At 64.7% G+C, this 24004-nt stretch carries 26 protein-coding genes and 2 tRNA genes; 10 read left to right on the top strand and 18 right to left on the bottom strand.

What is annotated here, in order from left to right:
• Nucleotides 1–56: 56 nt before the first annotated feature.
• Genes CLM60_RS17130 through CLM60_RS17120 form a run of 3 tightly spaced genes read left to right on the top strand, consistent with a single transcriptional unit; the run spans nucleotide 57 to nucleotide 1481 of the window.
• Complete coding sequence (locus CLM60_RS17130; RefSeq protein WP_095590313.1) at nucleotides 57–635, top strand: RNA polymerase sigma factor; 579 nt, start codon at nucleotides 57–59, stop codon at nucleotides 633–635.
• Nucleotides 628–990 carry a hypothetical protein gene (locus tag CLM60_RS17125; protein ID WP_095590312.1) on the top strand — a complete coding sequence of 121 codons (363 nt, stop codon included), beginning with the start codon at nucleotides 628–630 and terminating at the stop codon, nucleotides 988–990. The genes CLM60_RS17130 and CLM60_RS17125 overlap by 8 nt, the downstream gene beginning before the upstream one ends.
• 2 nt (nucleotides 991–992) lie before the next feature.
• Nucleotides 993–1481: a periplasmic heavy metal sensor gene (locus CLM60_RS17120; RefSeq protein WP_095590311.1), complete on the top strand. Its 489-nt coding sequence runs from the start codon at nucleotides 993–995 to the stop codon at nucleotides 1479–1481.
• Nucleotides 1482–1597: 116 nt separating this feature from the next.
• On the opposite strand, the gene CLM60_RS17115 is transcribed toward CLM60_RS17120, so the two are convergent.
• A complete protein-coding gene (locus CLM60_RS17115) occupies nucleotides 1598–2971 on the bottom strand; it encodes a diguanylate cyclase (protein ID WP_095590310.1) in 1374 nt (457 codons plus the stop codon).
• Nucleotides 2972–3072: 101 nt separating this feature from the next.
• Here CLM60_RS17115 and CLM60_RS17110 point away from each other — a divergent pair, with 101 nt between their 5' ends.
• The 7 genes from CLM60_RS17110 to CLM60_RS17080 all read left to right on the top strand — a co-directional run bounded on the left by CLM60_RS17110 (nucleotide 3073) and on the right by CLM60_RS17080 (nucleotide 8091).
• Nucleotides 3073–3351, top strand: a complete 279-nt coding sequence (locus tag CLM60_RS17110) for a DUF3572 domain-containing protein (protein WP_095590309.1) — start codon at nucleotides 3073–3075, stop codon at nucleotides 3349–3351.
• A gap of 69 nt (nucleotides 3352–3420) precedes the next feature.
• A complete protein-coding gene (locus tag CLM60_RS17105) occupies nucleotides 3421–4113 on the top strand; it encodes an HAD family hydrolase (RefSeq protein WP_176473933.1) in 693 nt (230 codons plus the stop codon).
• A gap of 91 nt (nucleotides 4114–4204) precedes the next feature.
• Nucleotides 4205–5761, top strand: coding sequence for a trimethylamine methyltransferase family protein (locus CLM60_RS17100; RefSeq protein WP_095590307.1), 1557 nt, complete (start codon nucleotides 4205–4207; stop codon nucleotides 5759–5761).
• A gap of 70 nt (nucleotides 5762–5831) precedes the next feature.
• Nucleotides 5832–6422 carry a heme NO-binding domain-containing protein gene (locus tag CLM60_RS17095; protein WP_095590306.1) on the top strand — a complete coding sequence of 197 codons (591 nt, stop codon included), beginning with the start codon at nucleotides 5832–5834 and terminating at the stop codon, nucleotides 6420–6422.
• 4 nt (nucleotides 6423–6426) lie between these two features.
• Entirely contained in the window at nucleotides 6427–7425 is a 999-nt protein-coding gene (locus CLM60_RS17090; RefSeq protein WP_095590305.1) for a diguanylate cyclase domain-containing protein, read from the top strand.
• A gap of 69 nt (nucleotides 7426–7494) precedes the next feature.
• Entirely contained in the window at nucleotides 7495–7944 is a 450-nt protein-coding gene (soxR, locus tag CLM60_RS17085) for a redox-sensitive transcriptional activator SoxR (protein WP_245848459.1), read from the top strand.
• 71 nt (nucleotides 7945–8015) lie between these two features.
• Nucleotides 8016–8091, top strand: a tRNA-Val gene (locus CLM60_RS17080).
• 30 nt (nucleotides 8092–8121) lie between these two features.
• Here the strand turns inward: CLM60_RS17080 and pqqE are convergent.
• The 17 genes from pqqE to CLM60_RS16995 form a co-directional block, all read right to left on the bottom strand.
• Nucleotides 8122–9243, bottom strand: coding sequence for a pyrroloquinoline quinone biosynthesis protein PqqE (gene pqqE / locus CLM60_RS17075; protein ID WP_095590304.1), 1122 nt, complete (start codon nucleotides 9241–9243; stop codon nucleotides 8122–8124).
• Complete coding sequence (pqqD, locus tag CLM60_RS17070) at nucleotides 9240–9518, bottom strand: pyrroloquinoline quinone biosynthesis peptide chaperone PqqD (protein ID WP_095590303.1); 279 nt, start codon at nucleotides 9516–9518, stop codon at nucleotides 9240–9242. Before pqqD ends, pqqE begins: the two co-directional genes overlap by 4 nt.
• Nucleotides 9515–10264 (bottom strand): pyrroloquinoline-quinone synthase PqqC, encoded by a 750-nt coding sequence (gene pqqC / locus CLM60_RS17065; protein ID WP_095590302.1) that lies wholly within the window; start codon nucleotides 10262–10264, stop codon nucleotides 9515–9517. Before pqqC ends, pqqD begins: the two co-directional genes overlap by 4 nt.
• On the bottom strand, nucleotides 10261–11157 hold the full coding sequence (gene pqqB, locus CLM60_RS17060) for a pyrroloquinoline quinone biosynthesis protein PqqB (RefSeq protein ID WP_095590301.1): 897 nt from the start codon (nucleotides 11155–11157) through the stop codon (nucleotides 10261–10263). Before pqqB ends, pqqC begins: the two co-directional genes overlap by 4 nt.
• A gap of 21 nt (nucleotides 11158–11178) precedes the next feature.
• Nucleotides 11179–11274: a pyrroloquinoline quinone precursor peptide PqqA gene (gene pqqA / locus CLM60_RS17055; RefSeq protein ID WP_081893879.1), complete on the bottom strand. Its 96-nt coding sequence runs from the start codon at nucleotides 11272–11274 to the stop codon at nucleotides 11179–11181.
• A 173-nt stretch (nucleotides 11275–11447) separates the two neighbouring features.
• The gene (locus CLM60_RS17050; protein WP_245848457.1) at nucleotides 11448–12929 is read right to left on the bottom strand and encodes a mannitol dehydrogenase family protein; all 1482 of its coding nucleotides are present in this window, start codon (nucleotides 12927–12929) and stop codon (nucleotides 11448–11450) included.
• A gap of 23 nt (nucleotides 12930–12952) precedes the next feature.
• The gene (locus tag CLM60_RS17045) at nucleotides 12953–13726 is read right to left on the bottom strand and encodes an L-iditol 2-dehydrogenase (RefSeq protein WP_095590299.1); all 774 of its coding nucleotides are present in this window, start codon (nucleotides 13724–13726) and stop codon (nucleotides 12953–12955) included.
• Nucleotides 13723–14727, bottom strand: a complete 1005-nt coding sequence (locus CLM60_RS17040) for an ABC transporter ATP-binding protein (protein ID WP_095590298.1) — start codon at nucleotides 14725–14727, stop codon at nucleotides 13723–13725. Before CLM60_RS17040 ends, CLM60_RS17045 begins: the two co-directional genes overlap by 4 nt.
• Before the next feature lie 12 nt (nucleotides 14728–14739).
• A complete protein-coding gene (locus CLM60_RS17035) occupies nucleotides 14740–15570 on the bottom strand; it encodes a carbohydrate ABC transporter permease (RefSeq protein ID WP_095590297.1) in 831 nt (276 codons plus the stop codon).
• 10 nt (nucleotides 15571–15580) lie between these two features.
• The gene (locus CLM60_RS17030; RefSeq protein WP_095590296.1) at nucleotides 15581–16447 is read right to left on the bottom strand and encodes a carbohydrate ABC transporter permease; all 867 of its coding nucleotides are present in this window, start codon (nucleotides 16445–16447) and stop codon (nucleotides 15581–15583) included.
• A gap of 114 nt (nucleotides 16448–16561) precedes the next feature.
• Entirely contained in the window at nucleotides 16562–17866 is a 1305-nt protein-coding gene (locus CLM60_RS17025) for an ABC transporter substrate-binding protein (RefSeq protein ID WP_095590295.1), read from the bottom strand.
• A gap of 116 nt (nucleotides 17867–17982) precedes the next feature.
• Nucleotides 17983–19014 (bottom strand): LacI family DNA-binding transcriptional regulator, encoded by a 1032-nt coding sequence (locus CLM60_RS17020; protein WP_095590294.1) that lies wholly within the window; start codon nucleotides 19012–19014, stop codon nucleotides 17983–17985.
• A gap of 157 nt (nucleotides 19015–19171) precedes the next feature.
• Nucleotides 19172–19247, bottom strand: a tRNA-Gln gene (locus CLM60_RS17015).
• A gap of 67 nt (nucleotides 19248–19314) precedes the next feature.
• Nucleotides 19315–20811 (bottom strand): phosphomannomutase/phosphoglucomutase, encoded by a 1497-nt coding sequence (locus CLM60_RS17010; RefSeq protein ID WP_095590293.1) that lies wholly within the window; start codon nucleotides 20809–20811, stop codon nucleotides 19315–19317.
• Between the two features lie 25 nt (nucleotides 20812–20836).
• Nucleotides 20837–21670 (bottom strand): 3-deoxy-8-phosphooctulonate synthase, encoded by an 834-nt coding sequence (gene kdsA / locus CLM60_RS17005; protein WP_095590292.1) that lies wholly within the window; start codon nucleotides 21668–21670, stop codon nucleotides 20837–20839.
• Nucleotides 21671–21675: 5 nt separating this feature from the next.
• On the bottom strand, nucleotides 21676–23226 hold the full coding sequence (locus tag CLM60_RS17000) for a KpsE/RkpR family capsule polysaccharide export protein (protein WP_095590291.1): 1551 nt from the start codon (nucleotides 23224–23226) through the stop codon (nucleotides 21676–21678).
• On the bottom strand, nucleotides 23204–23863 hold the full coding sequence (locus tag CLM60_RS16995) for an ABC transporter ATP-binding protein (RefSeq protein ID WP_095590290.1): 660 nt from the start codon (nucleotides 23861–23863) through the stop codon (nucleotides 23204–23206). Before CLM60_RS16995 ends, CLM60_RS17000 begins: the two co-directional genes overlap by 23 nt.
• Nucleotides 23864–24004: the final 141 nt, after the last annotated feature.

Here is a 24004-nt window from a genome sequence, read left to right as displayed (position 1 = left end):
CGGCGCCATCCTGGCGCCGGGCTGACAAAGGTTGCGTCATACGCTGCAGGAGGATCATGGCCCTGGACGCGCATGCCGAGGTTACTGACGATGCGTTGCTGTTGCTTTATGCCAATGGCGACGGATCCGCGGCACAGGTGCTGACCGCACGGCTGGCCCCGCGCGCGCTGAGCGTGGCGGTGCGCATGCTGCGCGATCGCGCCGAGGCCGAAGATGTGGTGCAAGAGGCCATGCTGCGGCTGTGGCGGGCCGCGCCGGAATGGCGCCAAGGCGAGGCTCAGGTGTCGACCTGGCTCTATCGTGTGGTGTCGAACCTGTGTATCGATCTGTTGCGCCGCCGGCGCGGGGTCGGGCTGGACGAGGTGGCAGAGCCCCCCGATGACCGCCCGGGCGTCGAGGCGCAGATGCAGACGCAGGCGCGCGCCGATGCGCTGCAACAGGCGCTGGCCACCTTGCTCGACCGGCAACGGCAGGCGGTGGTGCTGCGCCATATCGAAGGGTTGGGCAATCCGCAGATTGCCGAGGTGATGGAGATCAGTGTCGAAGCCGTCGAAAGCCTGACCGCGCGGGGCAAGCGCGCATTGGCCGCCGCGCTGTCGGCACGAAAGGAGGAATTGGGGATCGAAGATGTCTGACAAACATGATGACGACATTCTGAATGCGTATTTCGCCGAGATGCGTGCCGACGCCCCGGTTCCGTCGCAGGATTTGCTGGCGCGGATCGTGGCGGATGCAGAGCGCGAACAGCCGAAGGCGGCACCGAAGGCCGCCGCACCAGGCGGCGGGCGGGTGCTGTCCTGGTGGCGGGATCTGCCTGGCCGGATGGCACTGGCGGGCGGGCTGACCGCGGCCACGGTGGCGGGCGTCTGGATCGGGTACAGCCCGCCGGCGACGCTTGATCTGTTGAACGTTTCCTTTCTGGACGCCGATCAGCGGCTGACGGAACAAATGACGCTGGAGCTGGACTCCTATTACGCTTTCGAGGGCTAGACATGGGCATCGACGATATCAATCCGCCCAAATCCGGGCGCCGCTGGACCGGGATCGCGCTGATCCTGTCGCTGGCCGTGAACCTGCTGGTCGCGGGCGTCGTGATCGGCGCGATGCTGAGCGGCCGGCCCGGCCACCGTCCCGATGACGGCATGAGCAGCTATGGCCCCTTTACCCGCGCGCTGAGCGAGGCCGACCAGCGCGCCGTCCGCGAGGCGGTGCGCGAACGGGGCGATCCGCGCGCCCATCGCCGCGAGCTGCGGGCGGGGTTCGAGGCGTTCCTGACCGAGCTGCGCCGCAGCCCCTATGACCCCGCCGCCGCCGCCGCCGCGCTGGAACGGCAGCATCAGCAGATCAACGGTCAGATCCTGACCGTGCGGGGGGTGCTGCTGGACCGGTTGGAGACCATGACCGATGCCGAGCGCGCGGCCTTTGCCGACCGGCTGCAACAGGCGGTGCGCAAACGCAAGAAGCCCGGGCCGGATCGGTAAGGACCGGGCATTCTGCGGCCTGTATCGGGATCAGACCCCCAAGCGCGCGCTGATCCCGCGGGCGGGGCCGATGAGTATTTTTGCCAAGAAGAAGGGGGCGGGGTTGAATGCCCCCCTCAGGCCGCCGGGCGGCAGACCGTGACGGTGTTGCGCCCTTGCGCTTTGGCATCGAACAGGGCCTTGTCGGCCATGTCGAACACGTCTTCGGGCGCGTTGCGGATCCCGTCCGATGTGGCGATCCCGATGCTGACCGAGACCGAGATCGGCGCGCCCTCGGGCAGGGTGATCGGGGCCTGGCAGATTTCCCGGCGCAGCCGTTCGGCGGTTTTCCGGGCGCGGCCCAGATCGCATTCCGGCAGCACGACCATGAACTCCTCGCCCCCGATCCGGGCCAGCAGGTCCGACGGACGAAGCTGCGCACCCAGCAACGCCGCGACCTGTACCAGCACCGCGTCGCCTGCGGCGTGGCCATGGGTGTCGTTGACCTGTTTGAACCGGTCCAAGTCCAGGATCATCACGGCGAAGGTCTTTTGTGTTTCGGCGGTGCGCTCGGCGATCTGTGCCAGGTGCGGCATCGCATAGCGGCGGTTGTAGAGCCCGGTCAGCGGATCTGTCACCGCCAGTCGCAGCCCGTCCTTGACCGAGGCGCGCAGGCGGTCGGCCTGTTGTTTGCGGGTCAGCTGGGTTTCGATGCGGATGGCGGCCTCGTCAGGATCGAACGGGCCCGACAGCAGGTCGCTGGCGCCCAGATCCAGCGCCATCGCCGCGACATCGCGCGCGCCCGACGGGACCGAGATCACGATCGCGGCGTGACGGGTGGCCGGGCGGGCGCGCAGATCGCTTAGCAAGCGCAGCCCCGCGCCCTGGCGGTCCAGATCGGCGGCGACCACGAAGACATCGGGCACCGGCGCGTCGGGTTTCAGCGCCAGGGCCTGGGCCCGGTCGAGCGGCTGGAAATCGGCCGCGCCGTGCACTTGCAGCGCGGCGCACCAGTTTTGCGACTGTTCCGGCGTGCGGGCCACCAGCGCCACCCGCCCCCGGGGCGCGAAACCCTGCGGCGTTTCGGCAAAGCCCAACGCGCGGCGAGTGCTTTCGCGCAGCGCCAGTTCCTGTTCGGTTTCGCGCGCCCGCAACAGGCTGCGCACCCGCGCCAGCAGGATCACATCGTCCAGCGGTTTGCGCAGGACCTCTTCGGCGCCGGCCTGAAGGGCGCGCATCTTGTCGGTGCCACCCTGTGCGGCGGTCACGATGACGACGGGGATATCGGCGGTGCGCGGGTCGGCCTTCAGCGCGGTGCAGACCTCGGCCCCGTCCATGTCCGGCAGGAACAGGTCGAGCAGAATCAGATCGGGCTGCTCGTCGCGCGCGATCTGCAGCGCGGCCGTGCCACAATCGGCCTGAAGCGTGTCATAACAGCCCTCTGACAGCTTGACGCGCATCAGGATGCGATTGGTGGCCACGTCATCGACGATCAGGATGCGGCCGGGCATCGCAAACTCTCCCTTGTCAGTTGCGCCGGGTGTTTTTACGCTTAAATGAAATGACCAATAAGTGTTAACAAACTCTTTACCACAGAGCAGGAGCAGCCCCGATGCAGCGGGAATCCGCCGAAACCCTGGCCTTGCAGGTGGTCACCTGGCTGGCCGGCAATGACGACGTTCTGCCGATCTTTCTGGGCGCCAGCGGTGCCGGGGTCGAGGATCTGCGCACCCGGCTGGACGATCCGGCTTTCCTGTTGAGCGTGCTGGATTTTCTGTTGATGGACGAGGTCTGGATCATGGCGTTCTGTCAGGCGACGGACCAGCCGTTCGACGCGCCGCTGAAGGCCCGTCAGGCGCTGCCCGGCGGGGCCGAGATGCATTGGACCTGAAACGCGCGGATGCGTGAAACCGTTAACCTTGCCGCAAGGCGCAAAAACAAAGGCAGGGCCGCTGTGGGCATTGTTTCTGGCATACTTTTCGACAAGGATGGCACGCTGTTCGATTTCTCGATCAGCTGGTCGGCCTGGGCGCAGGATTTCCTGGGCGAGCTGGCCTGTGGCGAGCCCACCCGCGCGGCCGAGCTGGGGCGGGCGATCGGGTTTGACTGGGGCGCGGCGCAATTCGCCCCTGACAGCCCGGCGGTTGCCGGAACGCCCGATGATGTGGCGGCCTGCCTGACCGGTCATTTCCCCGACCGCGATCCGGCGGGGTTGATCGTACAGATGAACCAGGCCGCGGCGCGGGCGCCCATGGCCCCGGCGGTGCCGCTGGCGCCGCTGCTGGACGGGCTGCGCGCGCGGGGGCTGCAGCTGGGCGTGGCGACCAACGATGCCGAAGCCCCTGCGCGCGCGCATCTGGCAGAGGCGGGGATCCTGGATCGGTTCGCCTTTGTCGCCGGGTGCGATTCCGGGTTCGGGGCCAAGCCCGCGCCGGGCCAGATGCGGGCCTTTGCCGGGCACACCGCGCTGCCGCCCGATCAGGTGATCATGGTGGGCGACAGCCGGCACGACCTGTTGGCCGGGCGGGCTGCGGGCATGGGCACGGTTGCGGTTCTGACCGGGCTGGCCACCGCTGACGAGCTTGCGCCGCTGGCCGATGCGGTCCTGCCCGATATCGGCGGATTGCCGGACTATCTCGACCGTCTGGGCTGAACTCAGGGGGCGAATGCGACATCGCGCGTCGCTTTCATGGCGGCGTGGTTCGGAAACTGCGTGTCTGCTGGTCCCAGAAGGAGGGCCGCCGATGACCCAGCATCCGCCCCGGCGCCGCCGCGCGGGCGGCCGCAGCGCCGCCGAACGCCGCAGACCGCAAGGCACGGTATCGCAGATGCCGTGGCGCATTCCCCGCAACACCGATGCCCCGACCGAGCCGCTGTCGCCCGAGGGGGTGGCCGCGATCCATGATGGCGCGATGCGCATCCTGGAGGAGATCGGCATCGCCTTTCTGAACGACGAGGCGCTGTCGGTGCTGAAATCCGCGGGCTGCACCATCGACGGGCAGGTCGTGCGGATGGACCGGGATTTTGTCATGGAAATGGTCGGCAAGGCGCCTGACCGGTTCACGATCACCCCGCGCAATCCCGACCGGACGATTACACTGGGCGGGCGCGATATGGTCTTCGTCAATGTCTCGTCCCCGCCGAACTATTGGGACATGGAAACCGGCAAGGTGCCCGGCACGATGCAGCATTGCCGGAACCTGTTGAAGCTGACGCAGTATTTCAACTGCATCCATGTGGCGGGCGGCTATCCGGTCGAGCCGGTCGATATCCATGCCAGCGTGCGGCATCTGGATGTGCTGTTCGACAAGCTGACGCTGACCGACAAGGTCTGTCACGCCTATAGCCTGGGCCGCGAACGGGTCGAAGACGTGATGGAGATGGTGCGTATCGCGGGCGGGCTGAGCCACGCGGAATTCGAGGCCGCGCCGCGGATGTATACCAACATCAACTCGACCTCGCCGTTGAAACATGACCAGCCGATGCTGGACGGCTGGATGCGTTGCATTCGGCGTGGGCAGGCGGGGATTGTCACGCCGTTCACGCTGGCGGGGGCCATGGCGCCGGTCACCATGGCGGGCGCGGTGGCGCAATCGCTGGCCGAGGGGTTGAGCGCCATTGCGCTGGCGCAATATATCCGCCCCGGCGCGCCCTGTGTGCTGGGCACCTTCACTAGCAATGTCGATATGAAATCCGGCGCGCCCGCCTTTGGCACGCCCGAATACATGCGCGCCACGCAGATGACCGGCCAGATGGCGCGGTATTATGGCTTGCCGCTGCGCGCCAGCGGGTCCTGTGCTGCGAATGTCCCCGATGGTCAGGCGATGTGGGAAACCTCGAACGCGCTGTGGTCGGCGGTGCAGTCGGGCACCAACATCGTCTATCACGCGGCGGGCTGGCTCGAGGGCGGGCTGATCGCCAGCCCCGAGAAATTCGTGATGGATTGCGAGCTGCTGCAGCAGATCCAGCGGTATTTCGAGCCGCAGATCACCGCCACCACCCCCGATGACATCGCGGTCGACGCGATTGCGCAGGTCGGCACCGACGGTCACTTTTTCGGTATCCCGCACACCCAGGAACGCTATACGACCGCCTTCTATCAACCGTTCCTGAGCGATTGGCGCAATTACGAGGCCTGGGATCTGGAAGGGGGACTATGGACCGCCGAACGTGCGCACAGGCTGTTCAAGCAGATCGTCAACGAATTCGATGCCCCGCCGATGGATGCGGCCATCACCGAGGAATTGCGCGATTTCGTGGCCCGCCGCAAAGCCGAGGGCGGCGCCCCCACCGATTTCTGATCCGCGCGATTTCAGCATTTGTTAACAGTTGCCGCCTAGCGTGAGCCCATGCCGCGAAAAGGTGTGTGTGATGCATGGTTTGGTAAATCGGTCGATACAGTCGTTTGTGTCCGACACATATGGCGGCGGGCTTTGGGCCTCTGTCGCCTCGGAATGCGGTGTTTCGCTGGATGGGTTCGAGGCGATGTTGCACTATGACGACCAGGTGACCCACGACCTTCTGGATGCCATCGGCGCCCGCCTGGACAAGGGGCGCGACATGCTGCTGGAGGATCTGGGAACCTATCTGGTGTCGAACCACAACCTGGAGGCTCTGCGCCGCCTGCTGCGCTTTGGCGGGGTGACCTTTCTGGATTTCCTGCACTCGCTGGAAGAGCTGAACGGCCGTGCCTCGCTGGCGCTGCCGGATCTGGACATGCCCCAGCTGTCGCTGCTGGAAACCGGCCCGTCCACCTTTCGCCTGACCTGCCGCTGGGGCTTTCCCGGCGCGGGTGCGCTGATGTCGGGCATCCTGCGCGGCATGGCCGACGATTACGGCGCGCTCGTCCTGCTGGAAGGTGGGGTGCCGGATGCCGATGGCACCTGTGTGCTGAAAATCGAATTGCTGGACAGCCGCTTTTCCGAAGGGCGGCAGTTCGACCTGGCTGTTCCAACGGGGTAGGGCGATGACCGTTACGTTTTCCGCATCCTCTCTCGACCAGCTGATGCCGATGCATCTGCTTGTGGGGCCCGATTTCCGCATTCGCCGGGCGGGGCCCAGCATTCAGAAGATCTGTGGCGAAAGGGATCTGATCGGACAGCCCTTCACCCGGGTTTTCGATCTGCGTCGGCCGCGGTCGGTCGACGCGCTGTTTGCGGCCGAGCAGAAGGACGCAACCCGCCTGCATCTGGCGCTGCACCACGAACCCGATACGCCGCTGAAGGGGCAGGTCGTGCAGCTGCAGGGGGGGCGTATCCTGATCAACCTGTCCTTCGGGATCTCCGTGGTCGAGGCCGTGGCGCGGTTCGGCCTGACGATCGAAGATTTCGCGGTCACGGATCTGGCGATCGAGATGCTCTATCTGGTCGAGGCCAATGCCGCCGTCACCGCCGAGCTGCGGCAGATGAACCAGCGGCTGCAAGGCGCCAAGATCGCCGCCCAGGAACAGGCGTTCACCGACACCCTGACCGGGCTGAAGAACCGCCGCGCGATGGAACATGTGCTGGGCCGCCTGATCGGGTCGGGGCGCGAGTTTGCGCTGATGCACCTGGATCTGGATTATTTCAAACGGGTGAACGACACGCTTGGCCACGCGGCGGGCGATCATGTGCTGCAACGGGTGGCCGAGATCCTGGTGTCCTGTTCGCGCAAGACCGACACCATCGTGCGGTTTGGCGGCGACGAATTCGTGCTGGTCTTCGATGGTCTGACCGACACCAAACGGCTGGAGGCCCTGGCGCGGCGGCTGATCGGCAAACTGGAAGAGCCGATGACCTTTGCCGGCCGGTCCTGCCGGATCTCGGGCAGCATCGGCATCACGCTCAGCCGGTTCTACGAAACACCGCAGATCGACGCGATGCTGCACGACGCCGACATGGCGCTTTACGAATCCAAGAACCGCGGCCGGGCCTGCGTCAGCTGGGCGATGGGGCAGGGACAGGAAACATTGCAGCGCACCGGGTAAGGACGCGGCACGGGCTTGCCCCACGGGACCGGAACGCGCAGTCTGGTCGTGGCAAGGGGGCATGGGCAGATGAGCCGGTTATCCGATCTGAGCGTGGCGGAAATGGCCGAAAGGTCCGGCGTGGCGGTGTCGACCCTGCATTACTATGAACGCGCGGGGCTGATCGAAAGCTGGCGCAACGGGGCCAATCATCGCCGTTACGACCGCACGCAGCTGCGCCGGGTGGCCATCATTCGCGTGGCGCAGTCGGTGGGCCTGTCACTGGCCGAGATCCGCGGCGTGCTTGGGACGCTGCCGCGTGATCGTGCCGTTACCGCCGCGGATTGGTCCCGCGCCGCGCAGCCTTGGCAGGACCGGCTGGATCAGCAGATCGCGCTGCTGCAGAAACTGCGCGACCAGATGGGCCATTGCATCGGCTGCGGCTGTCTGAGCCTTGAGAACTGTCCGCTTTACAACCCCGATGACAGGCTGGGCCGCGACGGCGCGGGGCCGCGCCGTTGGCTGTCCGACACCAAGTGACGGAAATCCGCATGGCGCGCAGATTGGGGCTTGCGCCCGCGCGGGGAACCGTTCTAGAAACCACGCCGGTCGGGTGATTAGCTCAGTTGGTAGAGCGCTTCGTTTACACCGAAGATGTCGGGAGTTCGAGTCTCTCATCACCCACCAGACACCCCCACGGCATCACCCACACGCGCGTCAGGCGTCCTGCACGTCCTTATCCGCATGGACCGGCGGCGCGCTGCGATAGACCAGCGGCTGATCGCTATCGGCGTTCATGGCGGCCGTCATTTCCGTCAGCGCTGCATGGTGGGGCGAGCGGGTGCAGACCGGATCGGTCACGCCGGGATCGCCCGCCAGCGCCATCGCCTGACACCGGCAGCCGCCGAAATCGATCGTCTTGCGCTCGCAGCTCTGGCACGGTTCAGGCAGCCAGTCGGTCCCGCGATAGGCGTTGAAAGCCCCGCTTTCGTACCAGATTTCGGTCAGCGGCGTTTCGCGGACCGACGCGAAATCCAGATGCGGGATCGTCTGCGCCGCGTGACAGGGCAGGACCAGCCCCTCGGGCGTGACGTTCAGCCCGCTGCTGCCCCAGCCGCCCATGCAGCGTTTGGGGAATTCCGAATGGTAATCGGCGGGCACATAGTCGATCACCAGCCGGCCTGACAGCCGCTTGCGGGCATCGGCCACCATCTGGTTGGCCTCCATCGCCTGTTCGCGGGTCGGGATCAGCGCGGCGGTGTTCTTCAGCGCCCAGCCGTGGAACTGCACGGTCGCGACCTCGATCCGGCGGGCGCCCATCTCCTCGGCCATTTCCAGCGCGCGGGGCAGCTGGTGCTGGTTGCGCCGGTGCATCACGAAGTTCAGCGTCAGCGGAAAGCCCAGCTCCTTGATCCAGTCGGCCACCTGCATCTTGCGGTTATAGCCGCCCTTATAGCCGCCGATCTCGTCGGCCATGGCGGCGTCGGTGCCTTGCAGCGACAGCTGGATATGGTCCAGCCCGGCGGCTTCCAGCTCGTCCAGGCGCCGTTTGCTCAGCCCGATGCCCGAGGTGATCAGGTTGGTGTAAAGCCCCGCCTGCCGCGCGGCGGTGACCAGCTCGACGATATCGCGCCGCGCCACCGGTTCGCCGCCCGACAGGTGCAGTTGCAGCACGCCCAACGCGGCGGCTTGGGTGAAAACATCGGTCCATTCGGCGGTCGTCAACTCGGCATCTCGGGCCGAAAGCTCCACCGGGTTCGAGCAATAGGGGCAGGAAAGCGGGCAGCGATGCGTCAGCTCGGCCAGCATCGCGATCGGGGGGGCAACGCGGACGGTCATGATTTCAGATCCAGCACGCGGCGCGCCTGTAACGAGGTCAGGAATTCCGACGCATCGGCGGCGATCTGGTCGCGCGGCGCGGCATAGGCTTCGGCCAGGCCGGTCACGATCTGGCCGAAACTGCTGGTGCCATCGACACGGTCCAGGATCGCCTGGCCGGTATCGTCCAGCGGCAGCACCCGTTCGGGCGCCAGCAGCACCCACAGGTTCCGCACCGTGTCGCGATGCACGCGCACGCCACGCGGGATTTCGGGGATCACGTCCGCGTCGATCATGACGCGGCCTTCAGCGCCAGCCCCTCGTCCGGGCGCCAGGCACCGGGCGGGATGCGCGCGGGGTCGACATAGGCCGCCCAAAGCGCATCGAGCTGCGCCCAGAGCACATCGGTCTTGAAGGTCAGCGCCGCCACCGCCGCATCCTGCTTTTCCTGCGTGTCGGCCTGATCCAGCACCCATTTCAGGCCGAATGCCACGTCCTTCGGCGCCTCGGACAGACGGTTGCGGAAATAGGATAGCGCGGCATCGTTGGCAAAGTCATAGCTGCGCAGTAGACCTTCGATCCGGTTGGCGTGGATCTTGGGCGCGAACAGCTCGGTGAGCGAGGCCGCCACGGCCTCGAGCAGCGGCTTTTCCCGCACGAAACGGACATAGGCATCGACGGCGAACTTGGTCGCGGGCAGCACGCCCCTGGTCGACGCGACATAGTCGGTGTCCAGCCCCACCGCCTCGGCCAGGCGCAGCCAGCGGCGGATGCCGCCCTCGTTGGTGTCGGTGCCGTCGTGATCCTCGATCCGCGAGCGCCAGGCGCGGCGCAGGTCGGGATCCTCGACCCGGCTCATGAAGGCGGCGTCCTTCATCGGGATCGAATGCTGATAGTAATAGCGGTTGATGACCCAGGCGCGCACCTCGTCGATGGTGCAATGGCCGCCATGCAGGCGGTCGTGGAACGGGTGCAGATCGTGATAGCGCTCGGCGCCGACCTGACGCAGGCGGGCTTCGAAGGTTTCGCGGCTGTCGGTCATAATGCGATCTCCATCTGGTCCTGGCCGATTGTCCAGCCGGTCGCCTCGGCGTTGGCCCGTTCGGTGGATGCGGGGTCCAGAACCGGGTTGGAATTGTTCATGTGGACATAGATCTTGCGCCCCACATCGATCCCGGCAAAGGCCGCGAGCGAGCCGTCATCGCCGCTCATCGACATGTGGCCCATGCGCTTGCCGGTCTTCTGGCCTAGGCCGCAGCGCTGCATTTCGTCATCCGACCAAAGCGTGCCATCGAAGAACAGCAGATCGGCACCGCTGATCCGGGCGCGCAGGTCGTCGTTCAGACAGGCGCAGCCGGGGATATAAAGCACCCGCTTGCCATCCGCGCGCAGTTCCACGCCGACGGTCTGATCGCCCATCAGGTCGGTCTCGACCGTCTCGCCCTCCATGTAAAGCGGGACCTTGCCGGGCACCGGGAACAGCTCTGCCGTCAGACCGGGCACCAGATCGAACGGGGTGTTCAGCGCGATGGTTTCGCGGTCCACCACGGCGGGGTTCAGCGCGTCCAGCATCGGGTTGGCGGCCAGCACGTCGTGAATGCCCGCGGTCGCGAACAGGGTGAAGGGCTGCACCTCGCGCAGGGTCAGTAGCCCCGCGACATGGTCGATATCGCCATTGGTCACAAGCACCGCCCCAAGCGGCATGTCCCGCAGCCCGGTCGGGTGCAGGGGCGTGGCCGCGGCCAGTTGATGCCGGATATCGGGCGAGGCGTTCAGCACCGCCCAATCCCGCCCATTGGCGGTCACGGCCAGCGACGATTGCGTTTGCGCCGGGATCTGACCCGCGCGCGCCTTATTGCAATTGTCGCAGCCGCAATTCCATTGGGGCAGCCCGCCACCGGCGGCCGCCCCCAGGATGAGAGCACGGAAACTCATCCAGCTCTCCGTTCATGTCGCTTAAAACAGAACGCCGTGATCGTCGGCGTCGGGTCCGTACATGTTGATTTCCATGCCGCACTCGATCTCGCGGATCGTCGGTTTGCTCCAGGCCATGTGCTCCTCCTTTATGGCGTTGGTCCATGTTGTCCCCCGGCGCTCCGGTCCGGAGCGTGGGTGTCCGAAAAGCTTACAGGCAAGGGGGCCATTCGAATAACCGAGACTTTAGTCGAGTGGTGCCGGCCACGCCAATCTGTCGGGGCGCGATTCTGCGCGCCCCGGTGCGGATGTCACCCCGCGCCCCCGGTCAGATAGCGTTGCAGGGCCTGCGCGCTGCCATCGGACCAGATCAGCCGCAGCCAGGCGCAGAATTCGTCCGCAACCGCGCTGTTTCGGCCCAGATCGCCATAGATATGTTCCTGTGCCAGCCAGGCCTCGGGCGTGGTGCGGGCGGTCTGGGCGACGCCGGTCAGGGCGTCCCAGTTGGGATCGTTGGGGGGGATGGCGGTGCCATCCTCGCGCGTGCCAGCGCACATCCGCGCCCAAAGCGCCTCGGCCAGGCACAGCCCGCTGATCGGGCCGCCCGCGTCCAGCGCGTCGTGCAGGATGGGAATCACGAAGCCGGGGTGCCGGGACGACCCGTCAAAGGCCACACGGCGGGTGGTGTCGTGAATGCGCGGATTGGCAAAGCGGCGTTCGATCAGTTGCAGATAATCCAGCGGCATGATGCCCGGCACCGGATCGACATAGGGCACGATTTCGTCCCGCTGGACCTTCTGGAAGAACGCGCGAATGGCGGGGTCCTGCATGCAGCCGGCGATCGTGCCGATGGACAGCAACTCTCCGGCATTGGCCAGCAATTGGTGACCGGCATTCAGCACCCGGATCTTCATGGTCTCGTAATCATGCACCTTGTCGGTGAAGATCGCGCCAACCTGATCCCAGTCGGGGCGCCCGGCGCAAAACGCATCCTCGATCACCCACTGGCGATAGGTCTCGTGCGTGACCGGTGCCGCGTCGTCGATGCCAAAGCTCTGGGCCAGCGCGATCTCGCCCGGGCCGGTGGCGGGGACGATGCAATCGACCATGGAATTGGGAAAGGCGCCCTGGTGGTCGATCCAGTCGGCCAGCGCCGGATCGCTGAGCCGGGCCAGCGACACGACCGCCTGGCGGGTGATATCACCATTGCCGCGCAGGTTGTCGCAGCTTTGTACCGTAAAGGGGCCGCGCCCGGCCGCGCGCCGGGTCCGTAATGCGGCGACGATTGCCCCGAAAACCGTGACGGGGGCGTCGGGATGTGCGGCGTCATGGCGGATCTCGGGGTGGGTCACATCCAGCCCCCCGGTGGCGGGATCGGTGAAATAGCCGCCTTCGGTGATGGTCAGCGATACGATCCGCGTGGCGGGATCGGCCATGGTGCGGATCAGCGGCGCGTTGCCGTCCTCGATCGGCAGATAGTCGATCATCGAACCGATCACCTCGGCCGCGCTGTCGGTCGGGGCCAGCTCGATCAGTGTGGTCAGGCAATCCTGCGTCAGCAGCTTGTCGCGCATCGCGGCGTCATAGGACCGCACGCCCGCGCCGATGATCGCCCAGTCCTGCGCCGCGCCCGCCTGCATCAGCCGGTGCAGATACCAGGCCTGATGTGCGCGGTGAAAATTGCCCAGCCCGATATGCACGATGCCATGGGTCAGCCGCGCCCGGTCATAGCCGGGCCGCGCGACCCCTTCGGGCAGGGTGGCCAATGTGTCGTTCGAGAGTTTCACAGTCATGCGATTCTGCACCATGTCATTCATCAGCTCATCCATTGGCCGCCATCGACGTTATAGGTCTGGGCGACGATGTATTCGGCCTCGTCACTGGCCAGGAAAACGGCCATCCCGGTCAGATCCTCGGCCCGCCCCATGCGGCCATGCGGAACCGATGCGGCGACCTCTTTCTTCTTCTGTCCGGGCGGTTTGCCCTCGTACCGGGCGAACAGCGCATCGACCCCGTCCCAATGCGCGCCGTCGACCACACCGGGCGAGATCGCGTTCACATTGATCCCGTGCTGGATCAGGTTCAGCCCGGCCGATTGCGTCAGGCTGATAATGGCGGCCTTGGTCGCGCAATAGACGGCGACCAGCGGCTCGCCCCGGCGTCCGGCCTGGCTGGCCATGTTGATGATCCGCCCGCGTACGCCCGCATCGATCATGTGCCGCGCCACCGCCTGCAGCGTGAACAGCGTGCCCGCGACATTGACCGCAAAGACGCGGTCGTAATCGGCGCGGTCGATATCGGCGATGGGGGCGGCGGTGAACAGCGCGGCGTTGTTGATCAGGATATCGATCTGGCCAAAGGCATAGATCGTGTCGGCCACCGCCCGGTCGATGCTGTCCTGTGATGTGACATCAAGCTCCAGCGCGATGGCGGCATCGCCCAGTTCGGTGGCGGCGGCGCGCGCGCCATCGCCGTCGATATCGGCAATCGCCACCCGCGCGCCTTCGCGGATATAGGCGTCGGCAAAGGCGCGCCCGATCCCCCGGGCGCCGCCGGTGATCAGCGCCGTTTTTCCCGCCAGCCGCGTCATGCCATCCGCAGCCCGTTTGCGTCGAACCTGTGCATCAGTTCGGCGCGGGGGGACATGTGGATCGCGTCGCCGTAATGCAGCTGCACCTCGCCGGGGGCGCGCACGGTGATGGTTTCGGCCAGCCCGGTGTCGTGCACATGCAGGAACGTGTCCGAGCCCAGATGCTCGGCCACCCCGACCTTGCCCGACCAGGGGCCCGACGCATCGGTCACGTCGATATGTTCGGGGCGAATGCCAATGGTGTGGGCGCCGTATTTGGCGGCCTCGGGCCCTTCGATGAAGTTCATCTTGGGCGAGCCGATGAAGCCCGCGACAAACAGGTTGTCGGGGCGGTTATACAGATCCAGCGGGCTGCCCACCTGCTCGATCACGCCCGCGCGCAGCACCACGATCTTGTCGGCCATGGTCATCGCCTCGACCTGGTCATGGGTGACATAGATCATCGTGGTGGCCAGACGCTCGTGCAGTTCGCTGATCTCCAGCCGCATGCCCACGCGCAGCGCCGCATCCAGGTTCGACAGCGGTTCGTCGAACAGAAACGCCGCCGGTTCGCGCACGATGGCGCGTCCGATGGCCACGCGCTGGCGCTGGCCGCCCGAAAGCTGGCCCGGACGGCGGTCCAGGTAATCGGTCAGGTTCAGCGCCTTGGCTGCGGCGTCGATGCGGCGGTTCTGTTCGGCCTGGTCGATGCCCGCCATCTTCATCGGAAAGGCGATGTTCTTGCGCACCGACATATGCGGATAAAGCGCATAGGACTGGAACACCATCGCCAGCCCGCGCTTGGCGGGGGGTGTTTGCGTGGCGTCCGCCCCGTCGATCGAGATCATGCCCGATGACACATCCTCGAGCCCCGCAATAAGACGCAGCAGGGTGGATTTGCCACAGCCCGACGGGCCCACGAACACGCAGAATTCACCATCCTCGATCGTCAGGTCCAGCGGCGGGATGACCTCGACACTGCCGAAGCTCTTGGTCACCTGGTTCAGTTGAATTTGTCCCATTGATCAATTCCCTTATTTGACGGCGCCGAAGGTCAGGCCGCTGACAAGTTGTTTCTGGCTGAACCAGCCAAGGATGAGGATCGGTGCGATGGCCATGGTCGATGCGGCGCTGAGCTTGGCATAGAACAGGCCCTCGGGGCTGGAATAGCTGGCAATGAAAGCCGTCAGCGGGGCCGCCTTGGCCGCCGTCAGGTTCAGGGTCCAGAACGCCTCGTTCCAGGCCAGGATCACGTTCAGCAGGATGGTCGACGCGATGCCCGGCACCGCCATTGGCGTCAGGATATGGATGACCTCTTCCTTCAGGGATGCGCCATCCATACGCGCGGCTTCCAGGATCTCGCCCGGGATCTCCTTGAAATAGGTGTAAAGCATCCAGACGATGATCGGCAGGTTGATCAGCATCAGCACGATCACCAGCCCGAACTTGGTGTCCAGCAGGCCCATCTTGATGAACAGCAGATAGATCGGATACAGCACGCCGACGGCGGGCAGCATCTTGGTCGACAGCATCCACATCAGGATGTCCTTGGTCCGTTTCGACGGCACAAAGGCCATCGACCAGGCGGCGGGAACGGCGATGATGATCCCCAAAAGGGTCGAGCCGCCCGCGATGATGATCGAGTTCCACAGGAACCGGCCGTAATTCGACCGCTCCATCACCACGCCATAGTTTTCCAGCGTCCAGTCAAAGGCCAGGAAGACCGGCGGATCGGCGATGGCCGTGGCCTCGGTCTTGAAGCTGGTCAGGATCGTCCACAGGATCGGAAAGAAGATCAGCAGGCCCACGGCCCATGCGGCGGCGGTGTTGATCGCTTTACGTTGGGGGGTAACTGCGCGTGCCATGATGTCCTCCTCACGCGTCCAGGTTCTTGCCCACGATGCGCATCAGGAAGATCGCAACGATATTGGCAAGGATGATGGCATAGACGCCGCCGGCGGATCCCAGGCCCACATTCTGGCTTTCCAGCACCCGCTGGAAGATCAGATAGCTGAGCGTCTTGGTGCCAAAGGCGCCGCCCGTGGTGACGAAAATTTCTGCGAAGATCGACAGCAGGAAAATCGTCTGGATCAGGATCACAACCGTGATGGCGCGGCCCAGATGCGGCAGGGTGATATAGCCAAAGCGCTTATAGGCCGGGGCGCCGTCCATCTCGGCGGCTTCCAGCTGTTCGCCGTCCAGCGACTGGATCGCGGTCAGCAGGATCAGCGTGGCGAAGGGCAGCCATTGCCAGCTGACGATCAGGATGATCGACGGCAGCGATGCCTGGCTTAGCCATTCCACCGGCGCGGCGCCGAAGAATTTCCACAGATGCGCCAGCAGGCCATAATTGGGATCCATGAACATGTTCTTCCACACCAGCGCCGAAACGGTGGGCATGACGAAGAAGGGCGCGATGACCAGGATACGCACGACCCCCTGGCCCCACATCGGCTGGTTCAGCAGGATCGCCAGCAGCACGCCCAGAACCACGGTGATGACCAGTACGCCGCCGACGATCAGCAGGGTGGTCTGGATCGACGGCCAGAACGCGCTGGACGTGACGAAACGGGTATAGTTTTCGAAACCGACCCAGCCCAGGTCGCCGCCGCGCAAGGGCAGGTATCTTTTGAAGCTGAAATAGAGCGTCATGGTCAGCGGGACGAGCATCCAGCCCAGAAGCAGGACCACCGCAGGGGCCATCATGAGCCGCGCCGCTGATCGGGAATGTTGGGTTGCCATAAGACACACCTCCTCTGTTCACGGCACAGGGCCGTCGCAGATCAAAGATAACATAGACAGGTGGTGCAAAGACCGGGGGCAGCGCGGTCGCCGCCCCCGGGTGAGTGGTGAAGCCTAGCGGTAGCCCGCGGCCTCCATCGCGTCGTTGGTCAGCGCCTGGGCTTTTTCCAGCGCCTCTTCGACGGTTTGCTGCCCGGCATAGGCGGCCGAGAATTCCTGGCTCACTTCGGTGGCGATGCCCGCGAATTCCGGGATCGCCGCGAACTGCACGCCAACATAGGGCGAGGGTTCGACGGTCGAGTTGTTCGGATCAGCCGACAGGATCGAATCCAGCGTCATCTGGGCGAAGGGCACTTCCTGATAGTTCGGGTTCTCGTACAGCGAGATCCGCGCGCCCGGGGGCACGTTGGCCCAGCCCTCTTTCGCGGCGACCAGCTCGATATAGTCCTTGGACGTGGCCCATTCGATGAATTGCAGCGCCGCATCCTGTTTCTGGGTGCCCGCCGGAATGGCCAGGGCCCAGGCCCACAGCCAGTTCGCCCGCTTGCCCAGACCGTTGTCGGGTGCCAGAGCGAAGCCCACGCTGTCGGCCACGGTCGAGTCGTTGGGGTTGGTCACGAAGGACGCCGCAACGGTGGCGTCGATCCACATGCCGCATTTGCCCTGCTGGAACAGCGACAGGTTTTCGTTGAACCCGTTGGTGGCGTAACCCGCCGGGCCGGAGGCGTCCATCATGCCCTTGTAGAAGTTCAGGGTGTTGGCCCAGGCTTCGGTGTCGAACTGGGCGTTCCAGTCCATGTCGAACCAGCGCGCGCCGAACGAGTTCGACATCGCGGTGATCAGCGCGCCGCCTTCGCCCCAGCCGGCCTTGCCGCGCAGGCAGATGCCGTTGATTTCGTTCTCGCGGTCGGTCATCGCCGCCGCGGCGTCGCGGATGAATTCCCAGCTGGGCGCGTCGGGCATTTCCAGACCGGCCTTTTCCATCAGGTCGGTGCGGTACATGATCATCGAGCTTTCGCCATAGAAGGGCGCGGCATAAAGCGTGCCATCATGGCTCAGACCGCCAGCCATCGCGGGCAGGATATCGGCGACGTCATAGTCTTCGGACAGGTTGTCCAGCGGGACCAGCCAGCCATTGGCACCCCAGATCGGCGTTTCGTACATGCCGATGGTCATGATGTCGAAGGCGCCGCCCTTGGTCGAGATGTCGGTTGTCACGCGCTGGCGCAGGACGTTCTCTTCCAGTGTGACCCATTCGACCTCGTGCCCGGTCTTGGCGGTGAAATCGTCGGTCAGCCCCTGCATGCGGATCATATCGCCATTGTTCACCGTTGCGATGGTGAGCGTTTCGGCGAATGTGGCGCTGGTGGTCAGGACCGTAAGTGCGGTCGCCGCACGAAGTGCGTTCTTCAGAGACATCCGTTTCCTCCCTTAATTGGATGCTGTCTGAAAAGACTAACGCCAAAACTCGAGTCGCGTCAAATTATAATTTACGCGCGTAAATTTAAAGGTAAATTACGTTTTTAAACAGTATATTAAGCAGATCCCCTCATGATCAGCTTGCCGTCAAACAGGGTCTCGATCCGCGACTCCGCGCGGGTTTCGGACTCGATCAGATGCATCAGGGTCTCGGCGCTTTTCTTGGCAATGGCGGTGTAATCCTGTGACACGGTGGTCAGGGTCGGACAGGTATAGCGGGCAAAGGGGTGGTCGTCATGCCCCGCCACCCGCAGCGCACAGCCATCGCCCAGCCCCACGCGCAGACCCAGCTGATAGGCCGCCGACAGAAAGCCGATGGCCAGGCGGTCGTTGCTGCACAGCACGGTGTTGGATTGCAGGGTGTGGTCCGACAGCACCCGCGTGCCTTCGCGAAATCCGATTTCCTCGAAATCCCAGCCCTCGCCATCGACCTGGATCAGGTGCGGTGCGAATCCCAGCGCGGTCATCGTGTCGCAATAGGTCTTGCGCCGGCGGATCGCGTTCGGGTTGGTGGGGGTCTTCATCTCGAAGAAGACCGGCGGTTCGCCCGTGCGGACCAGATAGTCGCAGATCATCGCCGTGGCCTGCACGTTGTTGTGGCCCACGAACGCCTCGCCCAGATCGTCCAGATGGCTGTCGAACAGAACCGTCGGCACGTCGTCGCAGAACGCGGCGATCGCCTGTTTGTCCGACGCCCGCCCCAGCGGTGCCATCAGCACGCCCGCGGGCTTGATCGTGCGCAGGTTTTCCAGATTGCCGATTTCCTGCGCGGGATTGCCGTGCGACCCCAGCAGGACGGGGCGGAACCCGGCCTCGATCACGAAATTCTCGATCTTGCGGGCAATCGCGGCAAAGAACGGGTCGGCCAGATAGGGGACGATGATGCCGATATTCTTGGTCAGCCGCCGGTTCTGGTTCATCGCATAGATGTTGGGGCGGTAATCGAATTCCGACAGGGCACGTTCGATCCGGGTGCGGGTGGATTTTCGGACGCTGTCGGGGTCGTTGAAATATTTCGAGATCGTGGGCCGCGAAATCCCGCTGACCGAGGCGAACTCGTCCATATTCTTGATTTTCGGTTCTCTCATAGAGCCGTCGGATCCCCGGTTCTGGGCAAGGCCATGCGCCAACGTGGCGGAATGGCTCCAACTTCCCACACAAATTTACGCGCGTCAATTTTTCGCGGGAAATGCCGTGACAGCACCCTGTGGGGCGTCGGTCGGAAACGGGTCAGGCGAAAGGGGGTGGCTGGGAAGGCAGGACTCGAACCTGCAACCTACGGTACCAAAAACCGGTGCTCTACCAATTGAGCTACTTCCCAACAGTGGGCGGTAGTTACGACCAACCGCCCGGTACTTCAAGCCCCAAATGACGAAAAAATGCGCCGCTCAGATTGTTTGGTCATAGTCACCGACCGAAGGCTCGGTCCGGATGACATCGTCGATCTCCTTGAAGATCGCGCGCAGCTCATCCTCGCTCTCCGAGCTTTCGCAAACCACAACCAGATTCGGCGTGTTGGACGAGGCGCGCACCAGCCCCCAGGACCCGTTTTCCAGGATCACCCGGGCGCCGTTCACGGTCACGACGGTGTCGATCTTCTTGCCGGCGAATGTATCGCCTGCCTCGTGCTTGGCGACCAGCTTGTCGACCAGCCGTTGCAGGACATCGTATTTTTCGGTGTCCGCGCAATAGGGCGACATGGTGGGGGTGGAGTATGTCTTGGGCAGCGCCTTGCGCAGATCCGACATCGACATGTCGGGGTTGCGGTCCATCAGCTTGCAGATCTCGACCGCCACACGCATCCCGCAATCATAGCCGCGGCCCACAGGCTCGGCCAGGAAGTAGTGGCCGGATTTTTCGAATCCTGCCAGCGCGCCCAGCTCCTTGACCCGGCGTTTCATGTGGCTGTGCCCGGTTTTCCAGTAATCGGCCTTCACCCCGTTCTTGTGCAGTTCGGGGTCGGACGCAAACAGGCCGGTGGATTTCACATCCGCCACGAAGGTCGAGCCGGGATAGATCTTGGACAGGTCGCGCGCCATGATGACGCCCACCTTGTCGGCAAAGATCTCTTCGCCCTCGTCATCCACAACGCCACAACGGTCGCCATCGCCGTCGAAACCCAGCGCCAGATCGGCGCCGCTGGCCTTCAGCGTGTCGGCCATGTCATGCAGCATGTGCATGTCTTCGGGGTTCGGGTTGTAGTTGGGGAAGGTATAGTCGAGCTCGTTATGGCTCGGCACGACCTCGACCCCGATTCGCTCCAGGATCTCGGGCGCAAAGGCCGATGCGGTGCCGTTGCCGGTGGCGCAGACCACTTTCAGCTTGCGGCTCATCTTGAAGTCGCCGACCAGGTCCTGGATATAGGCTTCTTTCACGCCATCGACGAACTCGTAACCGCCGCCATCGCGCAGCTCCCACGCGCCGTTCAGCACGATATCGCGCAGCTCGCCCATCTCGTCCGGCCCATGGGTCAGCGGGCGGTCAAAGCCCATCTTGACCCCGGTCCAACCGTTGGGATTGTGGCTGGCGGTGACCATGGCCACGGCGGGCACGTCCAGGTGGAACTGGCTGAAATAGGCCATGGGCGACAGCGCCGGGCCGATATCCTTGACCTGAATGCCCGCGCGCATCAGCCCCAGGATCAGCGCGTTCTTGATCGACAGCGAATAGTCGCGATAGTCGTTGCCGACCGCGATCACCGGATCGATCCCGCGCTTGTACATCTGTGTGCCCAGGCCCAGACCCAGCGCGGTGATGCCCGGCAGGTTGATCGCATCGGGATATTTCCAGCGCGCGTCGTATTCGCGGAACCCCGTGGGGGTGATCATCGGGTCGCGCAGGAATTCCCAGGTGTTCTGGGCCACGTCGGATTTGGGCTTGGTCACTGTCAATCTCACTCTTGTCTTTACGTCAAAGTCTTATCGGGCGGGCTTTGGCCAGCCGGTCGAATGCCATCAAAGTATCAATCAGCTCTGCCATGTCGTCCAACCGGATCATATTCGGCCCGTCGGACGGAGCGGTATCAGGGTTTTCATGCGTTTCTATGAACACTGCCGCAATGCCCAAGGAAACGGCAGCGCGGGCCATGACCGGCGCGAATTCACGCTGCCCGCCGGTCGAGCCGCCCTGGCCGCCGGGCTGTTGCACGGAATGGGTGGCGTCCATCACGACCGGATAGCCGGTCTGGGCCATCCGGGGCAGGGCGCGCAGGTCGGCCACAAGGGTGTTGTACCCGAACGAGGTGCCGCGTTCGGTCAGCAGGATGCGCGTATTGCCGGTGGATTCGACCTTGGCCACGACATTGTCCATGTCCCACGGCGCCAGGAACTGACCCTTCTTGATGTTCACCACCGCGCCGGTTTCGCCCGCGGCCAGCAACAGGTCGGTCTGGCGGCACAGGAAGGCGGGGATTTGCAGGATGTCGACCGCATCGGCGGCGGTGGCGCATTGTTCGGGGCTGTGCACGTCGGTCAGCACCGGCACGTCCAGCGCCGCGCGCAGGTCCGACAGCACCTTGAGCCCCGTATCGATCCCCAGACCGCGCTTGCCGCTCAGCGAGGTGCGGTTGGCCTTGTCATAGGATGCCTTGAACACATATTGCGCGCCCGCCGCTGCGCAGACCTCTTTCATCCGGCCCGCGATCATCTGGGCGTGATCGGCGCTTTCCAACTGGCACGGCCCCGCAATCACCGTCAGGGGGCGGTCGTTCCCGACGGTCAGACCGCCGATTTCCACGTCTTTCATCAGGGTTATACCTGTTCCTTCAGAATGGTCGCCGTCATCGACAACATCAGGTAGATACCACCGAAGATCAGCAACGCAAGCAAGGTGTTTTCGAAGGCCCGGGGATAGGTGGCCTCGTCCGGGGCGACGGGCGCCACGCCCAGCGTCAGGTAGCGGACCTGGCGGTTGGCCTCGATCCGCGCCGATTCAAGCTGTTGCAGGGATTGTTGCAGCAGCGCCTGACGCGTCTGAAGGTCGGCCTCGGCGATGCGCAATTCCCCGCTGACCGAGGCGAGCGAGGCGGATTCGCCCGTCGTTTCCGTCAGCGACGCGCGCAGTTCGGCCACCAGCGTTTCCATGCGTGCGATGTCGCCCTGCACCCCCTGAACCCGCGCGCGGTTGGGCCGGGGGTTGTCCAGCAGTTGCTGCAGTTCCAGTCGCTTTTCCGCGATCTGGGTCTCGAACCCGGTGATCTGGCTCATCACCGCGCTGGTTTCCGATGCCGGGTCCAGAACGCCCAGCCGTTCCTGCAGGAACAGCACGCGTTCCTGCGCCTGGCGCATGTTTTCCTCGGCCTCCAGATAGCTTTCGCGCGCGCCGCTCATCTGATCCTCGCGCAGGCGCTGCGTCTGGCTGTCGACCCGTTCCTCGGCATAGGAGATCAGCGCCTGCGAAAACGCCGCGCTGGTGGCGGGATCGGGGGCGATGACCTCCATCTTCAGAATGCCCTCGGTCGGGTCATAGCCGATCTTCACGTTGCGCTTGTAAAGCTTATAGGCGGCCTCGTCCGTGGCATCGGCGGCCAGCCGCTGGATGGCGTCGATGTCTTCGGATGCGAAATGCGATTTGAAATCCAGATCCGCGTCCAGCCGCTGCAACGCCTCGCGCGATTGCAGATAGCCTTGTACCTGCGTCGAATCCTGCTGCACGGCCAGGCCGGTGCCGGAAAACAGGCTGCCCAGCCCGCCGCCACCGACGCTGTCGGCCTGCTGGATCACGAATTCCGATTTCGTGGCATACATCGGCGTGGCGATGTTGAAATAGTAATAGCCCGCCGCGATGGTCGGCAGCAGCACGAAAACGATCAGCCGCACCACCAGCAGCGCCAGACGGCGGCGGCGGCGGCGGATGATGTCCCTCTGGATGCGGCTGACCTCGTTGATGCGCGCTTCCTGCGGGGGCAGGGCGGGGGCCGGCGCGGGTGCGGGGCCGGGCGTCGTCTGGGGCAGTTGCACCTGATCGCGGGCCGCGCGGGCGTTTTCCGGCACGACCTCGAGCACGTTTTTCATCTTGAACGGGTCGATCCCGCGTTGGCGCAGTTGCCGGACCGCGTCGAAATCCGACGCCGGTGTCAGTCCGTGTTTCTGCGCCACACGCCGGGCCAGCCGCAGCTGCCGTCCGGTCAGGTTCTCGGCCCGGATCGCGGCCAGCGCTTCCTCGGCGCTCATGGCCGGGGTTTCGGGCGGCGCGGGGGCGGCGTCCGCACCTGCATCGGGCTGTTCGGCCCCGGTGCCGGGCTCGCCCGGGCGCGGATTGCGGCGGATCCGGAACTTCTTAGCTTTGGGTTTCGTAGTCATAAAGCCGCTTGGCCTCTTCCAACGTGTCGAACATGTACATCTGGCCGTCCTTCAGAACGGCCGCCGAGCGGCAGTATTTTTCCAGCGTCGCGGGCTGGTGCGACACGATCACGACGGTCGTGCGTTCCAGACGCTCGCGCAGGACCGCGCCGGCCTTGCGGTTGAATTCGACATCGGTGGTCGACGGCATGCCTTCGTCGATCAGGTACATGTCGAAATCCAGCGCCAGCATCAGCGAGAAACAGAACCGCGCCCGCATGCCCGCGCTGTAGGTGCCCAGCGGCATGTCGAAATATTCCTCGAGCCCGCAAAGCCAGCGCGAGAAAGCCTCGACATAGTCCGGGTCCAGCCCGTAAAGCTCGGCGATATAGCGGGCGTTTTCGGTGCCGGTGTGGCGGCTGACGACCCCACCCATGAAGCCCAGCGGGAACGAGATGCGGCAGCCGCGATGGATCTGCCCCTCATCCGGTTTTTCCAGCCCCGCCATCATGTTGATGATCGTGGTCTTGCCGGTGCCGTTGGGGGCCAGGATGCCCAGGGAATTGCCCAGCTCGACGCGAAACGAGGCGCGGTCAAGGATCACCTTGCGCTGCTTGCCCGTCCAGAAGGACTTGCTGACCTCATCAAATTCCAACATCCGCGCGATCCGGTGCTGCCCTGGCAAAGACGCGCGCAGGATGCGCGCGCCCGGGGTTGGACAACGGAAATCCGCCGCCTGCCGTCATTATGTGAGGGGTTTCCCCTAATTTACAATGAATAACGCCGCCGCGCCGTGGTC

Source organism: Actibacterium ureilyticum, from assembly GCF_002285435.1.
Taxonomy (GTDB): Bacteria; Pseudomonadota; Alphaproteobacteria; order Rhodobacterales; family Rhodobacteraceae; genus Actibacterium_C; species Actibacterium_C ureilyticum.
Note: the sequence above shows the minus strand (reverse complement) of the source record. Positions and strands in the feature narration are given on the sequence as shown.

Bases quoted from the DNA above. Each gene is read 5' to 3' on its own strand.
- kdsA (WP_095590292.1), bottom strand. From the start codon at position 21,670: ATGAAAGACGTGGAAATCGGCGGTCTGACCGTCGGGAACGACCGCCCC.
- CLM60_RS17110 (WP_095590309.1), top strand. From the start codon at position 3,073: ATGCAGCGGGAATCCGCCGAAACCCTGGCCTTGCAGGTGGTCACCTGG.
- CLM60_RS17100 (WP_095590307.1), top strand. From the start codon at position 4,205: ATGACCCAGCATCCGCCCCGGCGCCGCCGCGCGGGCGGCCGCAGCGCC.
- CLM60_RS17130 (WP_095590313.1), top strand. From the start codon at position 57: ATGGCCCTGGACGCGCATGCCGAGGTTACTGACGATGCGTTGCTGTTG.
- pqqC (WP_095590302.1), bottom strand. From the start codon at position 10,264: ATGACCGACAGCCGCGAAACCTTCGAAGCCCGCCTGCGTCAGGTCGGC.
- CLM60_RS17095 (WP_095590306.1), top strand. From the start codon at position 5,832: ATGCATGGTTTGGTAAATCGGTCGATACAGTCGTTTGTGTCCGACACA.
- CLM60_RS17020 (WP_095590294.1), bottom strand. From the start codon at position 19,014: ATGAGAGAACCGAAAATCAAGAATATGGACGAGTTCGCCTCGGTCAGC.
- CLM60_RS17035 (WP_095590297.1), bottom strand. From the start codon at position 15,570: ATGGCACGCGCAGTTACCCCCCAACGTAAAGCGATCAACACCGCCGCC.
- CLM60_RS17040 (WP_095590298.1), bottom strand. From the start codon at position 14,727: ATGGGACAAATTCAACTGAACCAGGTGACCAAGAGCTTCGGCAGTGTC.
- pqqD (WP_095590303.1), bottom strand. From the start codon at position 9,518: ATGATCGACGCGGACGTGATCCCCGAAATCCCGCGTGGCGTGCGCGTG.
- pqqA (WP_081893879.1), bottom strand. From the start codon at position 11,274: ATGGCCTGGAGCAAACCGACGATCCGCGAGATCGAGTGCGGCATGGAA.
- CLM60_RS17030 (WP_095590296.1), bottom strand. From the start codon at position 16,447: ATGGCAACCCAACATTCCCGATCAGCGGCGCGGCTCATGATGGCCCCT.
- CLM60_RS17090 (WP_095590305.1), top strand. From the start codon at position 6,427: ATGACCGTTACGTTTTCCGCATCCTCTCTCGACCAGCTGATGCCGATG.
- CLM60_RS17000 (WP_095590291.1), bottom strand. From the start codon at position 23,226: ATGACTACGAAACCCAAAGCTAAGAAGTTCCGGATCCGCCGCAATCCG.
- pqqE (WP_095590304.1), bottom strand. From the start codon at position 9,243: ATGACCGTCCGCGTTGCCCCCCCGATCGCGATGCTGGCCGAGCTGACG.
- soxR (WP_245848459.1), top strand. From the start codon at position 7,495: ATGAGCCGGTTATCCGATCTGAGCGTGGCGGAAATGGCCGAAAGGTCC.
- CLM60_RS17125 (WP_095590312.1), top strand. From the start codon at position 628: ATGTCTGACAAACATGATGACGACATTCTGAATGCGTATTTCGCCGAG.
- CLM60_RS17120 (WP_095590311.1), top strand. From the start codon at position 993: ATGGGCATCGACGATATCAATCCGCCCAAATCCGGGCGCCGCTGGACC.
- CLM60_RS17025 (WP_095590295.1), bottom strand. From the start codon at position 17,866: ATGTCTCTGAAGAACGCACTTCGTGCGGCGACCGCACTTACGGTCCTG.
- pqqB (WP_095590301.1), bottom strand. From the start codon at position 11,157: ATGAGTTTCCGTGCTCTCATCCTGGGGGCGGCCGCCGGTGGCGGGCTG.
- CLM60_RS17050 (WP_245848457.1), bottom strand. From the start codon at position 12,929: ATGACTGTGAAACTCTCGAACGACACATTGGCCACCCTGCCCGAAGGG.
- CLM60_RS17115 (WP_095590310.1), bottom strand. From the start codon at position 2,971: ATGCCCGGCCGCATCCTGATCGTCGATGACGTGGCCACCAATCGCATC.
- CLM60_RS17045 (WP_095590299.1), bottom strand. From the start codon at position 13,726: ATGACGCGGCTGGCGGGAAAAACGGCGCTGATCACCGGCGGCGCCCGG.
- CLM60_RS16995 (WP_095590290.1), bottom strand. From the start codon at position 23,863: ATGTTGGAATTTGATGAGGTCAGCAAGTCCTTCTGGACGGGCAAGCAG.